Source organism: Arcicella aurantiaca, assembly GCF_003148625.1.
In the GTDB taxonomy this organism is placed as follows: Bacteria; Bacteroidota; Bacteroidia; order Cytophagales; family Spirosomataceae; genus Arcicella; species Arcicella aurantiaca.
This window is the reverse complement of record NZ_QGGO01000028.1, coordinates 51,062-72,217: the sequence shown is the minus strand read 5'-3', so window position 1 is coordinate 72,217 and position 21,156 is coordinate 51,062. Positions and strand designations below refer to the sequence as shown.

General features: G+C 34.0%; 18 protein-coding genes and 1 pseudogene. 10 read left to right on the top strand and 9 right to left on the bottom strand.

Translation table 11 applies throughout. The features are described from left to right. Positions 1–230 (bottom strand): annotated as a pseudogene (locus LV89_RS25325) (IS982 family transposase); the annotation flags it as partial. A 193-nt stretch (positions 231–423) separates the two neighbouring features. Between LV89_RS25325 and LV89_RS20055 the strand changes: the two are divergent. Further along, complete coding sequence (locus LV89_RS20055; RefSeq protein WP_109744705.1) at positions 424–2,496, top strand: T9SS type A sorting domain-containing protein; 2,073 nt, start codon at positions 424–426, stop codon at positions 2,494–2,496. A 329-nt stretch (positions 2,497–2,825) separates the two neighbouring features. Here the strand turns inward: LV89_RS20055 and LV89_RS20050 are convergent, their stop codons facing one another. Further along, positions 2,826–3,938: an XdhC family protein gene (locus LV89_RS20050; protein ID WP_109744704.1), complete on the bottom strand. Its 1,113-nt coding sequence runs from the start codon at positions 3,936–3,938 to the stop codon at positions 2,826–2,828. Between the two features lie 632 nt (positions 3,939–4,570). On the opposite strand from LV89_RS20050, the gene LV89_RS20045 reads away from it, so the two are divergent. The 4 genes from LV89_RS20045 (at position 4,571) to LV89_RS20030 (ending at position 9,084) form a co-directional block, all read left to right on the top strand. Further along, positions 4,571–7,243, top strand: a complete 2,673-nt coding sequence (locus tag LV89_RS20045; protein ID WP_109744703.1) for a sodium-translocating pyrophosphatase — start codon at positions 4,571–4,573, stop codon at positions 7,241–7,243. Positions 7,244–7,397: 154 nt separating this feature from the next. Continuing rightward, positions 7,398–7,823 (top strand): Xre family toxin-antitoxin system antitoxin, encoded by a 426-nt coding sequence (locus tag LV89_RS20040; RefSeq protein WP_109744702.1) that lies wholly within the window; start codon positions 7,398–7,400, stop codon positions 7,821–7,823. A 10-nt stretch (positions 7,824–7,833) separates the two neighbouring features. Beyond that, on the top strand, positions 7,834–8,289 hold the full coding sequence (locus LV89_RS20035) for an RES family NAD+ phosphorylase (protein ID WP_109744701.1): 456 nt from the start codon (positions 7,834–7,836) through the stop codon (positions 8,287–8,289). 72 nt (positions 8,290–8,361) lie between these two features. Beyond that, entirely contained in the window at positions 8,362–9,084 is a 723-nt protein-coding gene (locus LV89_RS20030; protein WP_109744700.1) for a hypothetical protein, read from the top strand. A gap of 206 nt (positions 9,085–9,290) precedes the next feature. Here LV89_RS20030 and LV89_RS20025 read toward each other — a convergent pair whose 3' ends face one another. After that, on the bottom strand, positions 9,291–11,789 hold the full coding sequence (locus tag LV89_RS20025; RefSeq protein ID WP_109744699.1) for a PIG-L family deacetylase: 2,499 nt from the start codon (positions 11,787–11,789) through the stop codon (positions 9,291–9,293). 285 nt (positions 11,790–12,074) lie between these two features. Between LV89_RS20025 and LV89_RS20020 the strand changes: the two genes are divergently transcribed. Genes LV89_RS20020 through LV89_RS20010 form a run of 3 tightly spaced genes read left to right on the top strand, consistent with a single transcriptional unit; the run spans position 12,075 to position 13,973 of the window. After that, positions 12,075–12,479: a nuclear transport factor 2 family protein gene (locus LV89_RS20020; RefSeq protein WP_109744698.1), complete on the top strand. Its 405-nt coding sequence runs from the start codon at positions 12,075–12,077 to the stop codon at positions 12,477–12,479. Between the two features lie 7 nt (positions 12,480–12,486). Then, positions 12,487–13,074: a GNAT family N-acetyltransferase gene (locus tag LV89_RS20015; protein ID WP_109744697.1), complete on the top strand. Its 588-nt coding sequence runs from the start codon at positions 12,487–12,489 to the stop codon at positions 13,072–13,074. A gap of 2 nt (positions 13,075–13,076) precedes the next feature. Next, positions 13,077–13,973, top strand: a complete 897-nt coding sequence (locus LV89_RS20010) for a carbon-nitrogen hydrolase family protein (protein ID WP_109744710.1) — start codon at positions 13,077–13,079, stop codon at positions 13,971–13,973. Between the two features lie 132 nt (positions 13,974–14,105). Here the strand turns inward: LV89_RS20010 and LV89_RS20005 are convergent, their stop codons facing one another. Beyond that, a complete protein-coding gene (locus tag LV89_RS20005; RefSeq protein ID WP_109744696.1) occupies positions 14,106–14,462 on the bottom strand; it encodes a LytR/AlgR family response regulator transcription factor in 357 nt (118 codons plus the stop codon). Positions 14,463–14,604: 142 nt separating this feature from the next. On the opposite strand from LV89_RS20005, the gene LV89_RS20000 reads away from it, so the two are divergent. After that, positions 14,605–15,432: a hypothetical protein gene (locus LV89_RS20000; RefSeq protein ID WP_109744695.1), complete on the top strand. Its 828-nt coding sequence runs from the start codon at positions 14,605–14,607 to the stop codon at positions 15,430–15,432. On the opposite strand, the gene LV89_RS19995 is transcribed toward LV89_RS20000, so the two are convergent. Next, the gene (locus LV89_RS19995) at positions 15,425–16,051 is read right to left on the bottom strand and encodes a hypothetical protein (protein WP_109744694.1); all 627 of its coding nucleotides are present in this window, start codon (positions 16,049–16,051) and stop codon (positions 15,425–15,427) included. The two genes, LV89_RS20000 and LV89_RS19995, sit on opposite strands and share 8 nt — an antisense overlap. A gap of 30 nt (positions 16,052–16,081) precedes the next feature. Next, positions 16,082–17,179, bottom strand: a complete 1,098-nt coding sequence (locus LV89_RS19990; RefSeq protein WP_109744693.1) for a LysM peptidoglycan-binding domain-containing protein — start codon at positions 17,177–17,179, stop codon at positions 16,082–16,084. Positions 17,180–17,668: 489 nt separating this feature from the next. Between LV89_RS19990 and hemN the strand changes: the two genes are divergently transcribed. Beyond that, positions 17,669–19,030 carry an oxygen-independent coproporphyrinogen III oxidase gene (gene hemN, locus LV89_RS19985; protein WP_109744692.1) on the top strand — a complete coding sequence of 454 codons (1,362 nt, stop codon included), beginning with the start codon at positions 17,669–17,671 and terminating at the stop codon, positions 19,028–19,030. A gap of 119 nt (positions 19,031–19,149) precedes the next feature. Here hemN and LV89_RS19980 read toward each other — a convergent pair whose 3' ends face one another. From LV89_RS19980 to LV89_RS19970, 3 genes are read right to left on the bottom strand one after another with little or no spacing between them, the layout of a single operon-like run. After that, entirely contained in the window at positions 19,150–19,542 is a 393-nt protein-coding gene (locus LV89_RS19980; protein WP_109744691.1) for a group III truncated hemoglobin, read from the bottom strand. Positions 19,543–19,554: 12 nt separating this feature from the next. Beyond that, the gene (locus LV89_RS19975; protein WP_109744690.1) at positions 19,555–20,367 is read right to left on the bottom strand and encodes a phytanoyl-CoA dioxygenase family protein; all 813 of its coding nucleotides are present in this window, start codon (positions 20,365–20,367) and stop codon (positions 19,555–19,557) included. Between the two features lie 10 nt (positions 20,368–20,377). Then, a complete protein-coding gene (locus LV89_RS19970; RefSeq protein ID WP_109744689.1) occupies positions 20,378–21,124 on the bottom strand; it encodes an acyl-CoA desaturase in 747 nt (248 codons plus the stop codon). Between the last annotated feature and the right edge of the window lie 32 nt (positions 21,125–21,156).

Genomic DNA, 21,156 nt, shown 5'->3' with positions numbered 1-21,156 from the left:
AAAATTGGAAAATCTCTTTTCAAATCTTTGCAGACATATTGTTCATAGTATTGTTTGAAATTTTTGTAGTGAGAGTAGTGATAAAAAATCAAAATGGTCATAATCTCACCCATAGACATACAGCCAATTTTACGCTTGGGATACCAATTAATATTTGAGGCGAACCCTGCAATTTTTTCTAAGTAAAGTTGGTTAAATTCATCAACTTCGTAGTATATTTCGTCAAGCATAGCGATTCGATGGTTATTTGTTAAGTTTTGCAACTCTAAAATAGTCCCATTTGCAATCCTATGCTATTTTTTACCCCTAAAATCTGAAAAGCTCACGTTAATATTAAATTTATTCTTGCTAAACGTCGGCGAGGTTTCTTAAAACTTCGCCGACGTTCTTGTTCATAACTTATTTGAGAAAAAATGAAAAATTATGCTAAATTCTAAAACGTTTAAATGCTTATTAATCATCATTTTTTTATTGGTTAACTCGCAAATTTTCGCCCAAGATAATCAACGTTATTTGGCGTTGGTTTTGGTAAATATTGATGAAAAGGACGATAATTTAGGTGTAAAAGAAATAGAAAAAGCTCATCAATTAGGCTTCAACGCTGTAAATATTGCCGTTTTGTGGGATTATGTGAAGGTGTATCGTGCCAATGCTCCAAATCCTTGGATTCAAGTGGATAATCAGATAAAAAAGGCGTCTGAGTTGGGTATGAAAATCGGTCTGAGAATTTGGATTGATGGCTGGTGCGGAGATGCCCCCCAAAACCAGTGGTGTTCAAATTTTGAAACCAATGACTTGATGACCGATGGGCAAGGTCGTTATGACTATGCACAGTCGGGACCGGGCAAACGAAGTATGACTTCTTTTGCTGCTACATCGACCATGAAAAGAATGAAAAGTTTCACGACTGAGACAATTGAACGCTATAAAAAATACCAAGAAAATGGCGATATTTTGTATGTAAGTTTGGCAACCACAGGAGAGCAAGAGTTAGGTTATCCTTTTGGAAATTCGGCAGAAGGAGGACTTTATGATTATTCAAATCCTATGAAAGAAGCGTATCGAGTGTGGTTGCGAAGACGATATTGTAACGACATCAATATCTTGAAAAAAGCATGGGGAGAAAATTATGATAACCTCAAAAGTTTCAATGAAATAAACCCTAAGTACAGTTTCTTTTTTCAATATTCTTTTGAAGGACAAGACGGAAGGGATTGGTATAATTTCCGTCATTTTATGCTCAAACGCTTTAGTACAGAATTTATCCAAACCGTAAAATCGGTGAAAGTTAATCGTCCTTTCAAAATAATAAATGATTATGGGTCTGTATTTGACGATTTATCTGTTCGTCGGGGTACAATGGCTTTTCAAGATTTGGGAGAGGGAACAGACGGTACTAAAATTAATAACGGATTGTCATACAATCATCGTTTTGGCATGGATTTACTGCGAAGTAATTTGCCTAATAAATGGATAATGAACGAAGCAGAGATAAAAGACCTAATTCCTGCACAAACTGAAACTGCCGTTTATAATTCTCCTTCGTTTCAGCAAATTGACCAAAGTTTTACGCATGGAGCGAAAATGGTTGCGTATTTCCCAAATGTACAAGGAAAGAATTTGATGGAAATTTTAGAAAATGCTCCCAAGTTTGTGGAGGTCATTAAAAATAAATGGCTCAATAATAAATCGCCATTACAAATTTCTCCTAAAACAAAATTGACCTTTAAATTATCCGATTTTTTGATGGAAGGAGGGTGTATTATGGGGGCAGGAAGATGTAGTGTTATGCAATCATGGCAAGACTTATCAGCTAAAAGTGGAGGACAACCCATTGATGTTATTCTTGATGAAGATTTTATTAAAGATAACACTTTAGCTTGCTCAAATTCAGGAATTAATGCAGAGTACGAAGGTCAATTACAAAAAGCTGACTGTCAGGGCGGATATGGTTGGATTGTCAATAAAAGTGATATTTCAAAACCTGTAAAGTATGAAATATTGTTAGATGGAAAAGTCATGAAAACAAGTTTTGCAGATAGTTTAAACCCTGATTCTCAACGATATTCTGGAAATGCCAATCATGGGTTTGCGTTTAAATTTCCGCTACTTTCAGAAGGAAATCATACCTTGAAAATCAAAATTCCAGAAAGTAGTTATTTGATTGACAATGCCAAATTGAATTTTACTTGTTCAAATGCTGGCAAGCAAATACAAGTAATTCCAATAACATTTTGTACCGAATGTGAAGAGTTGAATGTTTATCCAAATCCTGCCAACAATCGAATTTCGTTAGGATTTAACCTTCAAGATTTTAAACCTGTACTCATTGAAGTTTTTGATAATTTAGGGAGAAGAGTTTATTATTCAGATACTTATGGAGTGGCTGGAGATAACGACTTGGAAATTAATATTCAAAATTTTGTCGCAGGTGCTTATTTTATCAATGTCAAAATTGACCAAAAATATTATCAACGAAAGTTCTTGAAGTTTTAGATTTGTCTGAAGCGTAATTTATGGAAGTCGTCCTTCAAAAGCTACGGTTTATACATATCTTTTGGGGGCTTTCAAAGCCGTAGGCTTGACTGATTTTGTAGCAATGGGTTTCAACCCATTGTCGTGGAAATACAAGGATTTCGGAGTTCAGGAACGAAACATACAAAATCGGTCGAACCTACGGTTCTTCAATGGGTTTCATATCATTTTCAACGGGTTAAAACCCATTGCTACAAAATCGGTCGAACCTACGGTTCTTCAATCAATAAAGAAATCAGATAGATTTATTAGAAATTTCTAAAATGAAATAATCATAGTTCTGACAAATTTTAACCATAAATCGCCCCTTTTCTAAACGTCAATCTGCTTCCGTCTCTACCCGAAAAGAACGTTTTTATTTCTGCAATAATCGAAATAGCAATTTCTTCGGGAGTGATAGCTCCAATGTCCAAACCAACAGGCGTGGCAATTCGTGCTAAATCTTGCTGACCAACAGGCGTTCCTTCCTCCGATAATTTTGTAAACATTTTATCCGTTCTTTTTTTCGGCCCAAGCATTCCAATATACCGAATGTTAGTTTTCAAAAGGTTTCGCATATTTCTGAAGTCTGTTTCATAGTCGTGAGCCATCAAAAGAGCAACTGTATATGGGTCAACTGAAATATGCTGACTTTTTTCTTTATCAATAACTTCATCAGCCATTTCAAATAAGTTCTTGTGAACTTTCAAAGGATTACAAATTACTGAAACCTTCCACCCAATTTCTTTTGCCAATTTAACCATTGGATAAATATCATAATTACCTCCATAAATCAGTAAATGTGTACTCGGAATAATCACTTCAATAAAAAACTTAATTTCTCCTTCCTCAGACTGATAGTTTTTGGAAGTTGATGTTTCAGATAAAAGACAATTTTCAATTTCGTTAATTAAATCATTGGCAATTTCGGCTTTAGAAAATTTTTCAGAAAAATGTTTTTTCCCTTCAAATCGGAAGGTCTGTCCAAGAGCAAAGTTGTCAAATTTTCCTTTCAAATGTGTTACACAAATTACCACATTTGGTGTGCGACTATTAATGCAGTTTTTTAAAGTAAGTACCGCATTGTTCTCATTTTTAAAATCTAAAGGCGTCAATAAAACGTCAATGATTCCGTTGCAGCCCAAGCCAACACCAATTTGATAGGGGTCATCGTCGGTGGTATCATAAGTCACAATTGTTGATTTTCCCTGTGCCATTGCTAATTTTGCTCTTTTCAAAGCATCACCTTCCAGACACCCTCCACTGATACCGCCAATCCACTCGCCCGAATCAGTAATTAACATTCTTGCCCCCGTTCTGCGATACGAAGAACCCTCAACTCTAACTACTGTGGCAAGAGCCGCTTTTTGTCTTGAGAAGTCTATTTTATGGTATGTTTCAATGATATTTTTAATCTCTTTCATTATTATTTTTTCAAAAATCTAATGGTAATGGATTTTAGGTTTGTAAGATATACTTTGTCTTGTCTTTTTTTGATTTTTCGATAAGTTACTACTAAAGAGCTATATTCTAAACGGAATAATCATAATCCTTAGTTTTTGTGTCCCTTTTTTTATCTGAAATTGCATGAAAAAATCTCGAATTAATAGACTGAATGTTCGGTTTTTATTTGTAATCTATTGTTTGTTAGGTTGTTATGGTTTTGTTGTTGTTTTTCATGTTTTTTATTGATAATAAAAGCATTAAAGAAGGATAAAAGAAAATATTTGCAGAAATTTTGATAAGAAATCCAATAATTTGGAAAAAATATTTTTTTAAGCCTTTCCAAAAAATGAAAATTAAATAAAATAAGTACAATTTAATCTTGAAATAGTTTTTTATAACCAATTCTAAAAATGTATATTTGTGAAATCCTATTTTGTAAGAATCGGTGTTAAATTATAATTTATCTAATAATTTATTCTTGAATTTCGGACAAAGTAAAATTGCCTTTTAATTATTTCACCGCTTAGTGTTTTGAATTGAGTTTAAGAACACATAAAATATAAAACTCATTGATAATTACTAAGCAAAAAACAAACCCTTAATATAACTAATGAATAACATTATTTACTACGTTCCAGTTTTTGGAATAATTGGATTGCTGTACACAGCATGGCGTTTTTCTTGGGTTTCAAAGCAACCCGCAGGTGATGGAAATATGCAAAAACTATCTGGTTATATCGCCGATGGTGCAATTGCATTTTTAAAAGCAGAATGGAAAGTATTAGCATATTTCGCCATTCCAACAGCCATTTTACTTTTCTTTTTGGGTTCAAATGAAGGTACTGCCGAAAACCCAATTCACTCTTCTCCATTAATTTCAGTTTCATTCTTGATTGGTGCGTTCCTTTCTGCTTTAGCAGGTTACATCGGGATGAAAATTGCTACAAAAGCCAACGTTCGTACTGCACAAGCGGCTCGTACTTCTTTGTCAAAAGCTCTTCAAGTTTCATTTACGGGTGGTTCTGTAATGGGAATGGGAGTCGCAGGTTTAGCCGTTTTAGGTCTTGGGGGCTTATTTATTATTTTCTATAATTATTTCGCAAAAGACCAACCTTTGACTTCTGACGAAATGAAAAAAGCGATTGAAGTATTAGCAGGTTTTTCATTAGGTGCTGAATCAATTGCTCTTTTTGCTCGTGTAGGTGGAGGTATCTATACAAAAGCTGCTGACGTGGGAGCTGACTTAGTAGGTAAAGTAGAAGCTGGGATTCCAGAAGATGACGTGCGTAACCCTGCAACCATTGCTGATAACGTAGGTGATAATGTAGGTGACGTGGCAGGTATGGGTGCCGATTTATTTGGTTCTTATGTGGCTACCATTTTGGCAACAATGGTTTTAGGACAAGAAATCAACGTTACTGATAATTATGGTGGTTTTTCTCCTGTTATTCTACCAATGATGATTGCAGGTGTTGGACTTTTAGCTTCTTTGGTTTCAACGTTTTTAGTGAGAATAAGTAACGAAAACTCATCAGTGCAAGCCGCTTTAAACTTAGGAAACTGGGCATCAGTCATTATTACTTTTATTACTTCATATTTCTTAGTAAAAAATCTTTTACCTGAAACCCTTAACCTTCGTGGATTTGAATTTACCTCAAACGGTGTTTTCTTGGCGATTGTAGTTGGTTTAGTAGTTGGTGCATTAATGTCGATTATTACAGAATACTATACCGCAATGGGTAAGCGTCCAGTGTTGTCAATTATTCAAAAATCAGGTACAGGACACGCTACAAATATTATTGGTGGTTTAGCAGTGGGTATGGAATCTACGGTTTTACCAATTATCGTTTTAGCAGCAGGTATTATTCTTTCGTATAAATTCGCAGGACTTTATGGGGTTTCTATTGCGGCAGCGGGTATGATGGCAACAACCGCTATGCAATTGGCAATTGATGCTTTTGGACCAATTGCTGATAATGCAGGTGGTATCGCTGAAATGTCATTATTGCCTTCAGAAGTTCGTGAACGTACCGATAATTTAGATGCAGTTGGTAACACTACGGCAGCAACGGGTAAAGGCTTTGCCATTGCTTCGGCGGCTTTAACTTCATTAGCTCTTTTTGCGGCTTTTGTGGGTATTGCAGGAATTAAAGCAATTGACATTTACAAAGCTGACGTATTAGCAGGTCTTTTTGTAGGTGGAATGATTCCGTTTATTTTTAGTGCTTTATGTATTTCGGCGGTTGGAAAAGCAGCAATGGAAATGGTAAACGAAGTTCGTCGTCAGTTCCGTGAAATTCCTGGAATTATGGAATACAAAGCTGAACCAGAATACGAAAAATGTGTGGCTATTTCTACGGAAGCCTCTATCAAGCAAATGATTCTCCCAGGAGCAATTGCCTTGATTACGCCTGTTGTGGTAGGTTTTATATTTGGACCTGAAGTTTTAGGTGGTTTGTTGGCTGGTGTAACAGTTTCAGGTGTGTTGATGGGCTTGTTCCAATCTAATGCAGGTGGTGCTTGGGATAACGCTAAAAAATCATTTGAAAAAGGCGTTTTGATTGACGGTGAAATGTACTACAAAAAGTCTGAGCCACACAAAGCATCGGTAACAGGTGATACCGTGGGTGACCCTTTCAAAGATACATCTGGTCCTTCAATGAATATTTTGATTAAATTGATGTCGATTGTTTCATTAGTAATTGCTCCGTATATCGCTGTTCATTCTGACGATATTACAAAAACAATGGACGGCATTAATGTTGAAGCGATGACTCCTCAATTAGCGTCTGAATTACCCGTTTCGGAAGGAATTAAAAATTTAGGTGCAAAATTAGATAAAGCTCTTTCATCGGGAGTAACTTTAAATATTCCAGAAAATGGGATTGAAAACAACTTGTTGAAATTCATCGAAGATAAATCAAAAGCAGTTGATAAAACTACTTGGTTTGATTTTGACCGTTTGACTTTTGAAACAGGCAAATCAACTTTGAAACCAGAATCAGCAGAACAGTTAAAGAATATTGCGGAAATCTTAAAAGCATTTCCTTCAGTAAATATCAAATTGGGAGGTTATACAGACAATACAGGTGATGCAAACGCAAACTTGAAATTATCAGGAGATAGAGCTTCAACTGTTAAGTCAGAATTAGTGAAATTAGGTATTCCAGACGCTCGTTTAGAATCTGAAGGTTACGGACAAGAAAATCCTGTGGCAACAAATGATACAGAAGAAGGACGTGCTGCTAACCGTAGAATTTCGGTGAGAGTAACTAAGAAGTAAGTATTTAAAGCCTATAAAAGCCGTTCTGAGAAGAACGGCTTTTTTTGTTTAAGATTATTAAAGGGAATTTGTCTTGATTTTTTAGACAAATTCCCTTTAATTTACAGTAAGATTTTGAATAGAAGATTCTCATTAAAAACATCAAGAAAAAATCATGGAAGTTCAAGAAGAAGCGGCGATTTACGCTAAATATGCTCCACAAATTCGGGGTAATATTTCTATTGTTCTTAATGCTCGTAAAGGATTGAGTGCAAGTGTTTTATATGATATAATTTTATTGACAGGGTTCAAAAAAGAACAAATTGCGACATTATTTAACACCTCTGCCAAAACGATAACTCGTTATACACAGGAAGGTAAAAACTTGGATGTGGTAAACAGTGAACACGCCCTAAAACTCATTGCTTTATTTAAAAAAGGGAACGAGATTTTTAGCGAATTAGAGGCTTTTCGTAAATGGATTATGAAACCTGCTTACGGTTTAGGTTGGGAAATTCCTGCGGAATTAATGGAGACTTCGGGTGGAATAGAGTTAATTATGGAAGAATTATATCGCATTGAATTTGGTGCTACCGCTTAATATTATATCTATGCTTGTTTATAGAATTACAACAGAAAAGTGGGCGGGAAATTTACGTGGTTCGGGTTATGCTGCAAGGTGGAATTCAAATGGAATTTTTATGTGTTATACGGCTTCTTCACGTGCGTTAGCGTGTTTGGAAATGGTGGTACACTTAAATTCTGATAGATTAAAAACGGCATTTAAAGTGGCTGTTGTTGAATTGCCTGATGATTTAGCAATTACTAAAATTAATATTTCAGAACTTCCTTTAGAATGGACTGACCATAACAATTATCAATTATGCCAAGAAATTGGAGACAAATGGATTGAAGAATTTAACTCTTGTGTGCTACAAGTTCCATCTGCTATCATTAAAAATGAGTTTAATTATTTGTTTAATCCACAACACCCCGACTTTTCAAAAGTTAAAATCATAGAAATTGAAGATTTTGAATTTGATTTGCGGATAAAATCGATTGGGTAAATGGAGATTCGAGAACAACCTTTTTAATATAGGTTACCTTTTAACAGCACTTAAACATTAAAGCACATTTCAATGAAAAAACTTATTTTACATTTATTTCTGGTATTGTTTTTTTTCATTTCGTGTACAAAAAACGAAACTTCTGTTGTCGATGATGAAAAAGTCAAAATTTTAGATAAAAAATTCGAGCAAGAACTTCTGGACTTAAAAATAGATTCAGACAAAACACTTAATGGTTTAGCATCAAAAAGTGATTTAGAAAAAGTAAAAGCAATACGTATTTATGGAGACATTGAAGATATTACAGGAATCGAATATTTTGTAAATCTGGATAGCTTAACATTTGAAATTATTGGTAAGCAAAATAATCTAAAATCGTTAAATTTAAGTAAAAATATAAATCTCTCTTATTTAAATATTAGTTATAATTTCAACCTTACTTCTCTCAATTTATTGAATAATATTAATTTGAAAGAGTTATCAATTTGGAGTATGTCCAGTTTAGCTAACCTAAATATTTTAAATTGTAAAAACTTAAAAATTATTAATTGTTCTGGTAGTGGTTTGACTGAGCTAAATGTGAGAAATTGTTTATTATTAACTGATTTGAACTGCGTTGGAACGAGTATTTCTCAATTAGATTTAAGCAAAAATTTAAACTTAAATCGACTTTTGTGTTATTCAAATAGAGTAAAAGAGATTTGTGTCGCAAATTTATCTCAGCCAACCTCAAATTGGAATATATGCGGCGGTATAGGCTGTAAATCTGAAATAATTTACAAAGTATGTCAATAAATCATAGTTCAGACAATAAAAAAACTATGATTTACAGGATTAACAGATTTTAGGATAAAAATAAGCAAATCCAAAAATCAATTAATCCTCCAAATCATAGTTCAGACAATAAAAAAACTATGATTTACAGGATTAACAGATTTTAGGATAAAAATAAGCAAATCCAAAAATCAATTAATCCTCCAAATCATAGTTCAGAACAATTCCTATTTCCCAGCAGAAATCAAATTGGCAAATAAACGATACGCACCCGAAACTCCCGCAGGCAATTGACGGAAGAAGGCATAACCCGTAAAAATGTAATTCCCTTTTCCGTATTTAGTGTAAAGTAAACCACCGTCTAAAGGCTTCTCATTCGGGTCATTTGATGATAGGATTGTTTCAAATTTTGGGTCCCATTCATTCGCAAAGTATAAACCTCTTTCTTGAACCCAACCTTCAAAATCCTTATTCGTGATTTTATTTGGCATATTCAACAACGGACTTTCTGGTTTCAAGAAACGAATTTCCGCTTCTTCCACAGTCACTCTATCTCTTGAAATTTTAAAAGGATAAGGTCCCATACCACCATCAATTTTTTGTAATTGATTATTTACCTGATATTGAACCACCATGTTTCCACCTTTCTCAACATATTCCATCAATTTTTTTTGATAAAACTTCAGTCTTTCTTCTGTATTGTACGCACGAACACCCACGACAATGGCATCGAATTTTGACAAATCTTCATTAAATTCTTTCTCTGTTAAATTAGTTACCGAATAGCCAATTTGACGTAAAGCAGCAGGAACTTCATCACCTGCACCTGCAATGTACCCAATAGATTTTCCTTTGGTTTTAATGTCTAATTTCACTGCTTTTGACTCTGCTAAAGGGAAAAGTGTTTGCGGAGGAATATGGTCGTAAGCAACCGTTCTAATGCCTCTATCAAATGTTCCGTTTGCGGTTTTTACAATGGCTTTTATTTCTCCTTCCGAATCTTTTACACTTGGCGTAACCTTAAAAATAACTTTCTGTTCTTGATATTTATTAGCTAAATTAAAATCAATATTCGCAGGATTCGATTTCCAACCTGTTGGTAATGATAAACTTACGCTACCTGACACACCTGCTTTGGCAGCTTTTAAGGTTAGCTCAACGTCTTTGGGTTGATTATCAGCAAAAACATAAACTTTGTCTGCAATATTTACCGCTACTTCTGGTCGAATTTCAAAAGTGCGATATAATTCTCCACGAACTTCATCGGTATATTTGAAAATTACAGGTGATGAAAAAGTAAAGTTTTGATTGTCAATCGTAAATGTAAATTCAGCTTGTAAATCAGCAGGTTTTTCTGGAATTCCTATCAATTCTTGATTGTCAACTCTGTACATTCCTTTGCCCATTTTCTTTTCCGCTAACCAATAAGGCTGTGTATTCGGCTGATTTTTAGCAATTTCAGAAGCAAACGTAAATCTCAATAGCTCATTATTACCTAATTCCAATTTCATCGTTGTGTCTTTGGCTAAACCAATCAACTTGATTTCAGATAAAGTAACAGGTAAATCTGAACGTTTGATAACCGTTGTTGCTATGCTGATTTTTTCGCCAGATGCCGCAGAATATTCATTTGGATTAGCTTCAAAATACAAACCTGAGCAAGCAATTATCAAACTTTCCAATTCCTTTTTCTTCTGATTCTTCCAATATTCATCTTCTAAATTATTCACCAATTGATAGGCTTTTACCAAAGTTGGAACGATAGTCGAAGGGTTTTCTGGATTGAAATTTTTAATGGCGTCATTCACTAAAGTTTCAATGGCTGAACCACCTTTAACTCTATTCCAAGTAATATCAACACCGTCAAAAAGGTCTTTGTCTGCTTTTTCGCCAAATTTATGAACAAGATATTCTGGTCTTGCACCACGTCCACGAGGAACGCCAAAACCTTGTGATTTGTGTTGTGAGCGACTTTCTGCCGCAATTTCGTTGTAAGATTTTCCCAATAATGGATTGTATGCACCAATGTCAACTTGTATCCACTCTTTTTCAGTTGGTTTTTGCGTTTGTGCAACTGTTCCAAAATTAAACGTATTCCAAACCACACGTTTTGCTTGCCAAGGTTTTACGTATTTTAACTGTTCTGGAAATTTAGTTGGGTCGCCCGAAAGCTTGAATGCTTCTTCTGCCAAAACTGCCGAAGCTGAGTGATTTCCATGTCCTGCACGTGCATCGGGTGGAAAACGACAAATGATTACGTCGGGACGCAAGTTTCTGATTCTCCAAACAACGTCAGCCATTACCGCATCTTTTCCCCAAATTTGCATGGTTTCTTCGGTATTTTTTGAAAAACCAAAGTCGTTTGCACGAGTAAAATACTGCTCTGGCCCATCAATAGAACGTGCCGCTAAAAGCTCTTGAGTACGGATAAGTCCCAATAAATCAGACAATTCAGAGCCTACTAAATTTTGTCCTCCATCACCACGAGTTACCGAAAGATAAGCCGTTCTTACTTTCCGTTCTTTGGCAAGCCACGAAAGCATGATGGTATTTTCGTCGTCGGGGTGAGCAGCCATGTAAAGTGCCGTACCGACAACATTTAGTTTTTTAAGATTGAGTAATATTTCACCTGTTGGCATGGGTTTTATTGCCTGTGAAAAAGTGGTTTGCAAAAAGCACTGAGTGGTTAGCAACAATAAAATGAATCGCAATTTGGATTTGAGCATCTTGTTAAATGGCTGTTTGAAATGGTAATGTTTTAGTAACACAAAACTACTGAATGTGGTTTGATTTTATTAAAATATGATTTTGAAATGTCATTTCTTATTAATTTTGTTGGTGGTTAAATACACTGTTTAATAAGTTTTCTAAATAATTTTTATCCTAAAATCTTTGATTGTGGGAACTTCCCGAAAGTTTAAAACTTTCGGGAAGTTGAAATAACTTATTAAACAGTGTATTAAATACCCCAAATCTTTAATAAAACTTTAAATCCTTTAAAAAATTATAAAATGACATCTTTAGAATTAGTACAACAATACTATCAATATTTTAATGAAAAGAACTGGAATGGAATGCTTTCATTGCTTCACCCTGAAGTTCGTCACGAAAGCAACCAAGGTGATGTTCGTATCGGAATAGAAAATTTTACTAAGTTTTTGCAAAAAATGGACGAGTGTTATGATGAAAATCTAACCGATATGGTATTCTTCACCGAACCTTCCGACCAAAGAATTGCCGCAGAATTTACCGTAAATGGCATTTATAAAAAAGCTGACGAAGATTTACCTCCTGCTCATAATCAAACATATATTCTTCCTGCGGCTTCTTTTTTAGGAATTACCGATGGCAAAATATCTCGTGTAACAACTTATTATAACCTTCCACTTTGGATTGAGTTAGTTTCTAAATCGTAAATCAAAAATGCTAACTTACAAAGCCTTTAAAGGCAAAGAAATTGAATCTGTAATTTTAGATTTAGCCCAATTACGGATTATTGTTTTTAAAGATTATCCTTATTTGTACGAAGGAACAGTCGCTCACGAAAAAGAATATCTTTCAACGTATATTAATTCTGAAAACGCACTTTTATTTAGTGTTTGGGATGATGATAAAATGGTAGGAGCTACCACGTGTATTCCGTTATCAGATGAAACTGCCGATGTACAAGAGCCATTTATCAAGGCAGAAATGAATATCGAAAGCATTTTTTACTTTGGCGAAAGCATTTTATTGTCTAAATATCGAGGTTTGGGCATTGGAAATCGTTTCTTTGAAGAAAGGGAAAATCATGCTCGAAGTTTTGGAACATTTGAAAAAACGTGTTTTTGTTCAGTTGTTCGTCCCGAAAATCACCCAATGAAACCAGAAAATTATCAACCACACGATATTTTTTGGACGAAAAGAGGTTATCAAAAAGATGAAAGTTTACAAAGCCAATTTGATTGGTTGGATATTAATGAAAGCCAATCGACGATAAAACCAATGGTTTATTGGGTGAAAAATATTTAATGATGAAAGTAAAAATAGCTACGGCTCAATACCCAATTACTTTTCATAAAGATATCGAAGATTGGAAAATTTACACCGAAAATTGGGTGAAATCTGCAATTGAACAAAAAGCTGAATTATTGCTTTTCCCTGAATATGGTTCAATGGAATTGACAAGCCTTTTTAGTGAAGAAATCAGGCAAGATTTGCGAAAACAAGTTTTGGAGATGGATTCCCTGAAAGATGTTTTTTGTGAAACCTATTCCAATTTAGCAAAGCAATTTGAGGTAATTATTGTGGCTCCAAGTTTTCCCGTTTTGGAAGATGATAAAATCTATAATCGAGTTTTTGTCTTTTCAAAAAATGGCTTGGTCGGTTATCAGGACAAATTTTTCATGACTCGTTTTGAAAATGAAGAATGGGGAATTGCTTCAGCACCCAAAGTTTTGTCAGTTTTTGAGACGAAATGGGGGAGTTTTGGCATTCAGATTTGTTATGATGTAGAATTTCCAATTGGTTCGCAGTTACTTTGTGCCAACGGAGCAAATTTAATTTTAGCACCAAGTTGTACCGAAACAATCAGAGGGGCAACTCGTGTACACGTAGGAGCAAGGGCAAGAGCTTTGGAAAATCAATGTTATGTGGCAGTTTCGCAAACCATTGAAAATGCAGAATGGTCTCCTGCGGTAGATATTAATTTCGGTTATGCTGCTATTTATACAAGTCCTGATAAAAACTTACCAGAAGAAGGAATTGTTAATATTCAAAATCCTCAAACGGAAGGTTGGTTAATTCAAGAATTGGATTTTGATTTAATTGAAAACGTAAGACAAGATGGACAAGTTTTTAATTTTAAAGACAGTCTAAAAGTGAGCGTACAATTAGAAGAAGCAATTGAAGTAAAAAGAATAAAAGTATAACAAAAAAAACGATGCCTTTACGACATCGTTTTTTGTTTTTAATGTGCCATGAACTATTAATTTGTGTATCTAAATGTAGAAATTAATTAAATGTGAAAACCACCTACTAAGAATCGCATTCATCGTGAATTACTACGATAAATAATTTATCTGCACCTCAAAGTCTAATTTTCGTCTTCGAGAGGCAACTGCTTTTATATTTTGGGTCAAATAAACTTCCCCTAAATCTGCATTATAATTTTTCAAATGGGCGTAGTTAATTAAAAACGTTCTGTGAATTCTATAAAACTTGTGGTTTATCAATAAATCTTCAAAAAGTTTAAGTGTTTTCGGAACAACAAGCCTTTTTCCATTACAAATATATAAGCACGTATAATTTTTGTGAGCTTCTAAAAGAATAATTTCTGAAATTGAAATTTTGAGTTTTTCCTTATAAAGTAACAACTGATTATTCTTCACAAAGACGACTGGAAAGGTTGAAGAATTCATAGTTTTTGGGGTTTAGTTTGGTTTCCTAAAACAGCAATATTTCATACGTTTTAGAGATTAATCATGCACAAATTTGTAACTTTAAAAATCATAAAATTACCTCTATCAGAGAGGTAATAAATCTTATAGTTAAAATTGACCTATGAAAGTAAAAAAAACACAACTCGAAGAGTTTAAAAGTTTAAAAGAGTTCACCAAAAAACAATTTTTAGAGAATCAGAGTGAAGACCTTTTAGTCAGTGAAAAAGAACAACAAGATGAATTAATGAAGCTTACCAATGGATTAAGGTATGAACAGTTTTTCTTTATCGTTAATGTATCTGATTTCAATATTGTTTATGCAAAAGGCTTGGAGGAAATCGGTTATCATTCCGACACTTTTGATATGATGCAGTACGTACAAGCCATTCCTTCCCCAGGAATTTTGCAATTGATGTCGTTGATGTGGAGGAAAATATTTGAGTTTAATATCGAGGCAAAAACACTATTGGCGTTCCTAAAACCTAAATTTATTGTTCAGCTTCCCTTCAAAAATTCGCAAGGAGAATTGATGTTAGTAAAGCGAACTATTTCGCCTTTTCAATTTACAAGTGATGGAAAGTTATTACAGTATTTGTCAGAATTTACGGTGATAAAAAAGGGTTTTAATAATGAAGCTCCTGAGCCACGTTTTACGGATATTCCTCCTGATTTAGTTGATAAATATAACGTTTTTATTAACAGAGCTTTTATCTGGGAAAACTCACCATTTTCACCTAAAGAAATGATTATTTTGCAAGCTTACGCAAGCGATACAGAGAATAAATCTTTAGATGAATTTGCGAAAGTGACAGAGGTCACTGCTTCAACGCTTAAATTTTATAATAAAGAAATAATCAATAAAGCAAAAGATTATTTTGGCGAGCATTACACTTTTAGCACTGCCAAAGAAGTGGCTCATTTTTTAAAGCGTTGCGGAGTTCTCAATTAGATTTTGACGTTTTCTTGAAAAGTTTTAGGAAAGAATATTGGATGATTACGGAAATAGCCCGAAAAATAAATTCGTTGGTTGGGCAGTAATAAAGCATAACCAGACCTTTGGGATGCCCCGTGATTTTTAGAGATTTATTAATGACCGTTTTTAGAATAATATGAGGCATTAATTTCATTTGCATTAACTGAATTTTCTTTTCGAAACTTCCGCCTAATATGCCTTTTTTATTCCAAAAACGAGCAAATTTATAGGTTTGAGATAAAACATCAACATAAAATAGCACTCGGTAAACGGGTGCTATTTTTTTATCTAAGAAAATACAAGAAATTTCCATTAGATGGGCTTCTTCGAGGTCTTCAATATCTAATAATAAATCAATTTCTTCATCGGTTTTGATGATGGAAAAATATCGTAAAGGATTCATTATTCCGTCATTGATGATAAAACCGCCTACTAATTTCTCTTTGAAGTAAAATAAATTTGAGTGGCAATTAAAAATATATTCCTCTGAAACGGGGTAAAGTCCAACGTTTTCATAAGTTTCTTTATAGAGTTTTGCATAGTGGTATGAATTGACGTTCACTTTTCGCCAATCGGGTAATAGCTTTTTTTTCATTAGTGGTGGGTGATGTAGTCAAACTGAAATTTATTTCAGAAAACTAAATCCGCTGTCTATAATTTTTAGCACTCTTTGTTTTTTCCATGCCTCAACGTCGTTTTGAGCAACAATTTCTACAACTCTTTTTTCGTTAATTCTGGATAAATCGGTAACTCCTGATTCCGCAACAACTTGTTCAATAGCTTTTTTCAATACAATTAATGAGCCTCCTAAACCTCTATTAACACATAAATCGACCCTTAATGCAAAGCCTCCTTGTGTACGGAGAATTTGATTTAGAGCAATATTTACGCCATTAATTACAATCATTTGGGTAGGAGATAGGGCTTTTAAAACATATTCTTCCAAAGCGATTTCTACTTGTGAACGAATCATACTTCGTCTGAAACCGCTGGCTATAAATGCCGTTGTGAGCGGTAAATTATTGGCAACTTCTAAATATGCCGCATCGCCTTCTTTAATGCCAGTCGTGGTTTCAACTTGAAATAAAGGAGTTTTATAATTTTGGATATTCATGCCATATTTTCCGAAGCAATCGTTAAAGGCATATTCATCTTTGGTTTTAAATCTTTGTAAAACCCTTGTCAACATCGACCCACTTGCTAAACCTCCTGTAAATTGAATGAAACCAAATGAAAAAATTGCCTTGTCATAACTATTTATGGCGTCAAAACATCCTTCATTTTTAGCAATGTAATGTAGTAAATCTATGTAAAATGGCTGTTGGCACAAATCAGAAAATAAAGGTGTATTTGTCTGGAAAAGTGACTGCCCAATGTAACTAACTCCTTTGGGATTTGCCAAGTTGGTTGAAGGATAATTATCTCTCATAATTCCTGTTGAAACTGTTCCATTGGGAGTTGGGAACGTCAAAACATAATTATTAAAACTTCCTTTATTTTCTTTTTTTACTTGAAAGACATTCCTTTGGGCAAAAACTGAAATATTAGCAGCAGGAGGTGTTGGAGTTGGAGCAACAGGCGTTGGAAAGTCAATCTTTATAACTTGACCAATGAATAAATTATTCGATTTTAATCCATTTATCTTTATCAGTTGGTCAACATTAGTGCTATATTTTTTGGCAATGCTAAATAAGGTTTCTTTGGCTTGGACGGTATGTGTCATTTAATTATTTTTTTGTTTGACAAGATGAAAAAAGGATTTGAAAATTAAATAGAGACTATTTTTTATTGGTAAAGATGAGGGTAAAATTAATTTTTTTTTATCCCGAAAAAAATCGAAAAAAATCAGAATTATCAAATTTACACAAAGGAGTATTTTTTTTTCTGAAAAAAGTTAAATTTTGTTTGTCACTATAAAATAACATTCGTAATCTTATGTGCTTGAATATCAGTGTATTCTATGATTTGGTGTCTTTATTTGTAAAATTCACAAAGAAGAATAATTAAATTTTAAACACTTAGATTCTATATTTCAAAGAGAAATAATTGAGGACTTCCTCAAATAAAAATAAACAAAGTAAGGATTATAGAAAAAGGGCTTCCCAATGGGAAGCTTCTTTTTTTGCCCCAATTGTCAGATTTATTACTGATAAAAATCATCATTCTCCAATAGCTATGGACTTAAATTTGGGTATAAATACATCCCCAAAATATGAATTCACTCATTTCAAAATATAACGTGGCAGGTCCACGCTATACAAGCTACCCAACGGTACCGTATTGGCAATCAGACACATACAGTGAAATGTCATGGTTGTCGTCTTTAAATGCTACTTTTCAAGCAAGTAATCAATCAACAGGAATAAGTTTGTACATACATTTACCTTATTGCGAAAGTCTTTGTACATTTTGTGGTTGCAATAAACGCATCACTAAAAACCATGAAGTTGAGAAGCCTTACATCCAAGCGGTTTTGAAAGAATGGCAATTGTATCTAAATCATTTTACTGAAAAACCCCGAATTGCAGAAATTCATTTGGGCGGAGGAACTCCCAGTTTTTTCAAGCCAGAAATGCTTAAAATGCTTATTGAGGGTATTCTAAACTATTCAACTTTACATGATGAAATAGAATTCAGTTTTGAGGGACATCCTGCCAATACTACTTTTGAGCATCTACAAACTTTATATGATTTGGGCTTTAGACGAGTTAGTTTTGGCGTTCAAGATTATGACCCAATTGTGCAAAAAGCAATCCATAGAATACAATCTCTTGAAAGCGTAAAACGAGTAACAGAATGGTGTAAACAGATTGGTTATGAATCGGTTAGCCATGATTTAGTTTTTGGTTTGCCTTTTCAAACAACTGCATCCATGATTGATACAATTCATAAAACCTTGGCTTTGAGACCCGACCGCTTGGCATTTTATTCTTATGCTCATGTGCCTTGGTTGAAAGGAAACGGGCAACGTGGTTTTAAAGATGTTGATTTACCTTCAGCAGAGTTAAAACGTGAATTGTACGAAATTGGTAGAGATTTATTTGAGCAAAATGGATATGCAGAAATTGGAATGGACCATTTTGCGTTAAAGCATGATTCAATGTTTAAAGCGATGGAGAAGCAAACACTTAATCGGAATTTTATGGGTTATACTACTACGCAAACCAAAGTTTTATTAGGTTTGGGAGTGTCCTCAATTAGTGATTCTTGGTCTGGTTTTTCTCAAAATGTAAAAGATATTGACGAATATTTGGAGATGCTGGAAAATAATACTTTGCCTTTATTAAAAGGACATATTTTGACTGATGAAGATTTGATTGTTCGTCAGCAAATTTTAGATATTATGTGTCAATTTAAAACTACTTGGAAAACTGAAGATTTTACTGAAGAAGAGAGACTTGATTTATCGGAGAAATTGGAAGGTTTTAGGCAGGACGAACTTTTAAGTTTTGATGAAACATCGTTAATTGTTCACGAAGGAGGGAAGCCATTTATTAGGAATATTTGTATGGCTTTTGATAAAAGAATGTTGAGAGAGCAAATTGTAGGGAAATTATTTTCGCAAACAGTTTAATTCTGCTTTGGCACTTTAAAGAAATAGCCCAAATTTGGCTTGGAGGAACTTCTCGAAAGTTTTAAACTTTCGAGAAGTTGAAGGGGGAAATGAGGAAACCCTGACAGCGTTGAGAATTGTTAAACAACCACTTCTTGGTTCATGAAATTAATTTTATAAGCCCACGAAAGAGCGATATTTTTTGCTCTTGATTTTACCTCAGTTGCTTTGTCTCCCTCAAAATTTTCATCGACTGTATTATTGAAAATAATTAGCCATTCGTTGAAATGTTGAGGAGTTAATTGATGAAGTGAATTTAACATTAAATGTGGTCTAAGTGGAAAACCTTCGTAGCCTTCTTGACCAAATAAAATCATCTCCCAAAAATTATACATTTTCGGAAGGTGATTTTCCCAATTAACTTGAGCGATATTATCAAAAATATTCCCTAAAGTCTCATTTTGGCGTATTTTAGCGTAAAAACTATTTACCAACTGTTCTATATCTTGACGATTTTCAAGGTCCTTTTTCATAAATTTACAAAATTACTTCACTACCAATTTACCTAATTTGTGGTAAAATGGCGTTTTGCTTTGTTGATTCTTAGGTTGATATTTACCCTGAACAATCGGAAAATACATCACTCTTCGTCTTGATTTTTCACCTGTGAACGGACAAACTTCTACTCTATGCCATAAGTCGCCATCATGAACAGTTAAGTCGCCTGCTTCGATATTTAAGCCCACTTCTTTTTCGTCAGGTTTGTGGTCGATGAACTGTTTTTTCAAGAACAAAACCTTCATTTTACTTAAATTATGCGTTTCAGGAAGCACACGTAAACCGCCATTTTCCATCGGACAATCATCTAAATGTGTGCCTACATTAAGCATTTTCAAGATTTTTTGTCCTAAAAATAAATCTCTTGGACTATCAGTGTGCCAGCCCATTTGTGAGAACTTGCTATTATCCGCATTTACATAATGATTAAAAACTAAACCATCTTTTTCGTCTTCGCCAATACGGTTTTCGTTATCTGGAATTAGCTCTAAAAGTGCTTTTAAGCGTGGGTCTTGCAAATATTCGTGCAAAATATCACTATGTTGTGATAGAAAACATAAACGTTGAATCATTGGATTTCCCTTTTCATCTTTTCCAAACTTTAGCGGAATTCCGTTCATTTTGTCAATTCCAGATTCTAACCATTCTTTTTCAATACGATGTGCTTCTTTTTTGAAATGCTCGACAACGTCTTTTGTAATGAAATTCTTGAAATGGATAAAGCCATATTTATTGAAAAAATCTTTCTGTTCCTGCGTTAATTTTTCAGTTAATGTGAATGTTTTTAAGTTGATTTCCATATTACGATATCTACATATAATTTAAGTCATTATTTAATTTTAGTTTGATGATATGAAGTGAATTCAAAAGCAGAATAACGGGGTAAGTAGGGTCAAATTCGTGCCATTTTATGCCAAAGTTTGCTCTTCCACCCAATTTATGATGATTATTATGGTAAGATTCCCCCATCATTAAAAAGTCGAATGGTAATAAATTTTTGGCAGTGTCATTTACTTTAAAGTTGATATATCCGTATTTATGAGCAAACCAATTGATAATTACACCATGAACGGGACCCATTAAATAGTGAATCGGCAACAAGGCGTATTCCCAAGTATGAGTGGCAAATTTGATATAAAACAAGGTATATAAAACTCCCCATGTAATTCTTACAAACCATTTGTCTCCTAATTTTTCAACAGTTTCATAATACGGAACACCTTTCAAAAACTTAGGTTCAATGCCTGCACGGTCGTTCAAAACGGCATTATAATAGTCCTTTGTTTTCCACATCATGTGAAAAAGATTGTCGGAATAACTTGGTGAGTGTGGGTCTTTTTCCGTATCAGCATAAGCATGGTGCAAACGGTGCATAATGCCATAGGCTTTTGGGCTTAAAAATGATGAACCTTGGGTTACAAAAGTGAACCAATAGAAGAATTTTTCCCACCTTTTCGACATCGTAAACATTTGGTGTGCAGCATAACGATGTAAAAAGAACGTTTGTGAAAATAAGGATAAATACCAGTGGGCTAAAAAGAATATTAAAATTGCCATAATTGTTTTTATTACAAAATTAGGCCTTGCTA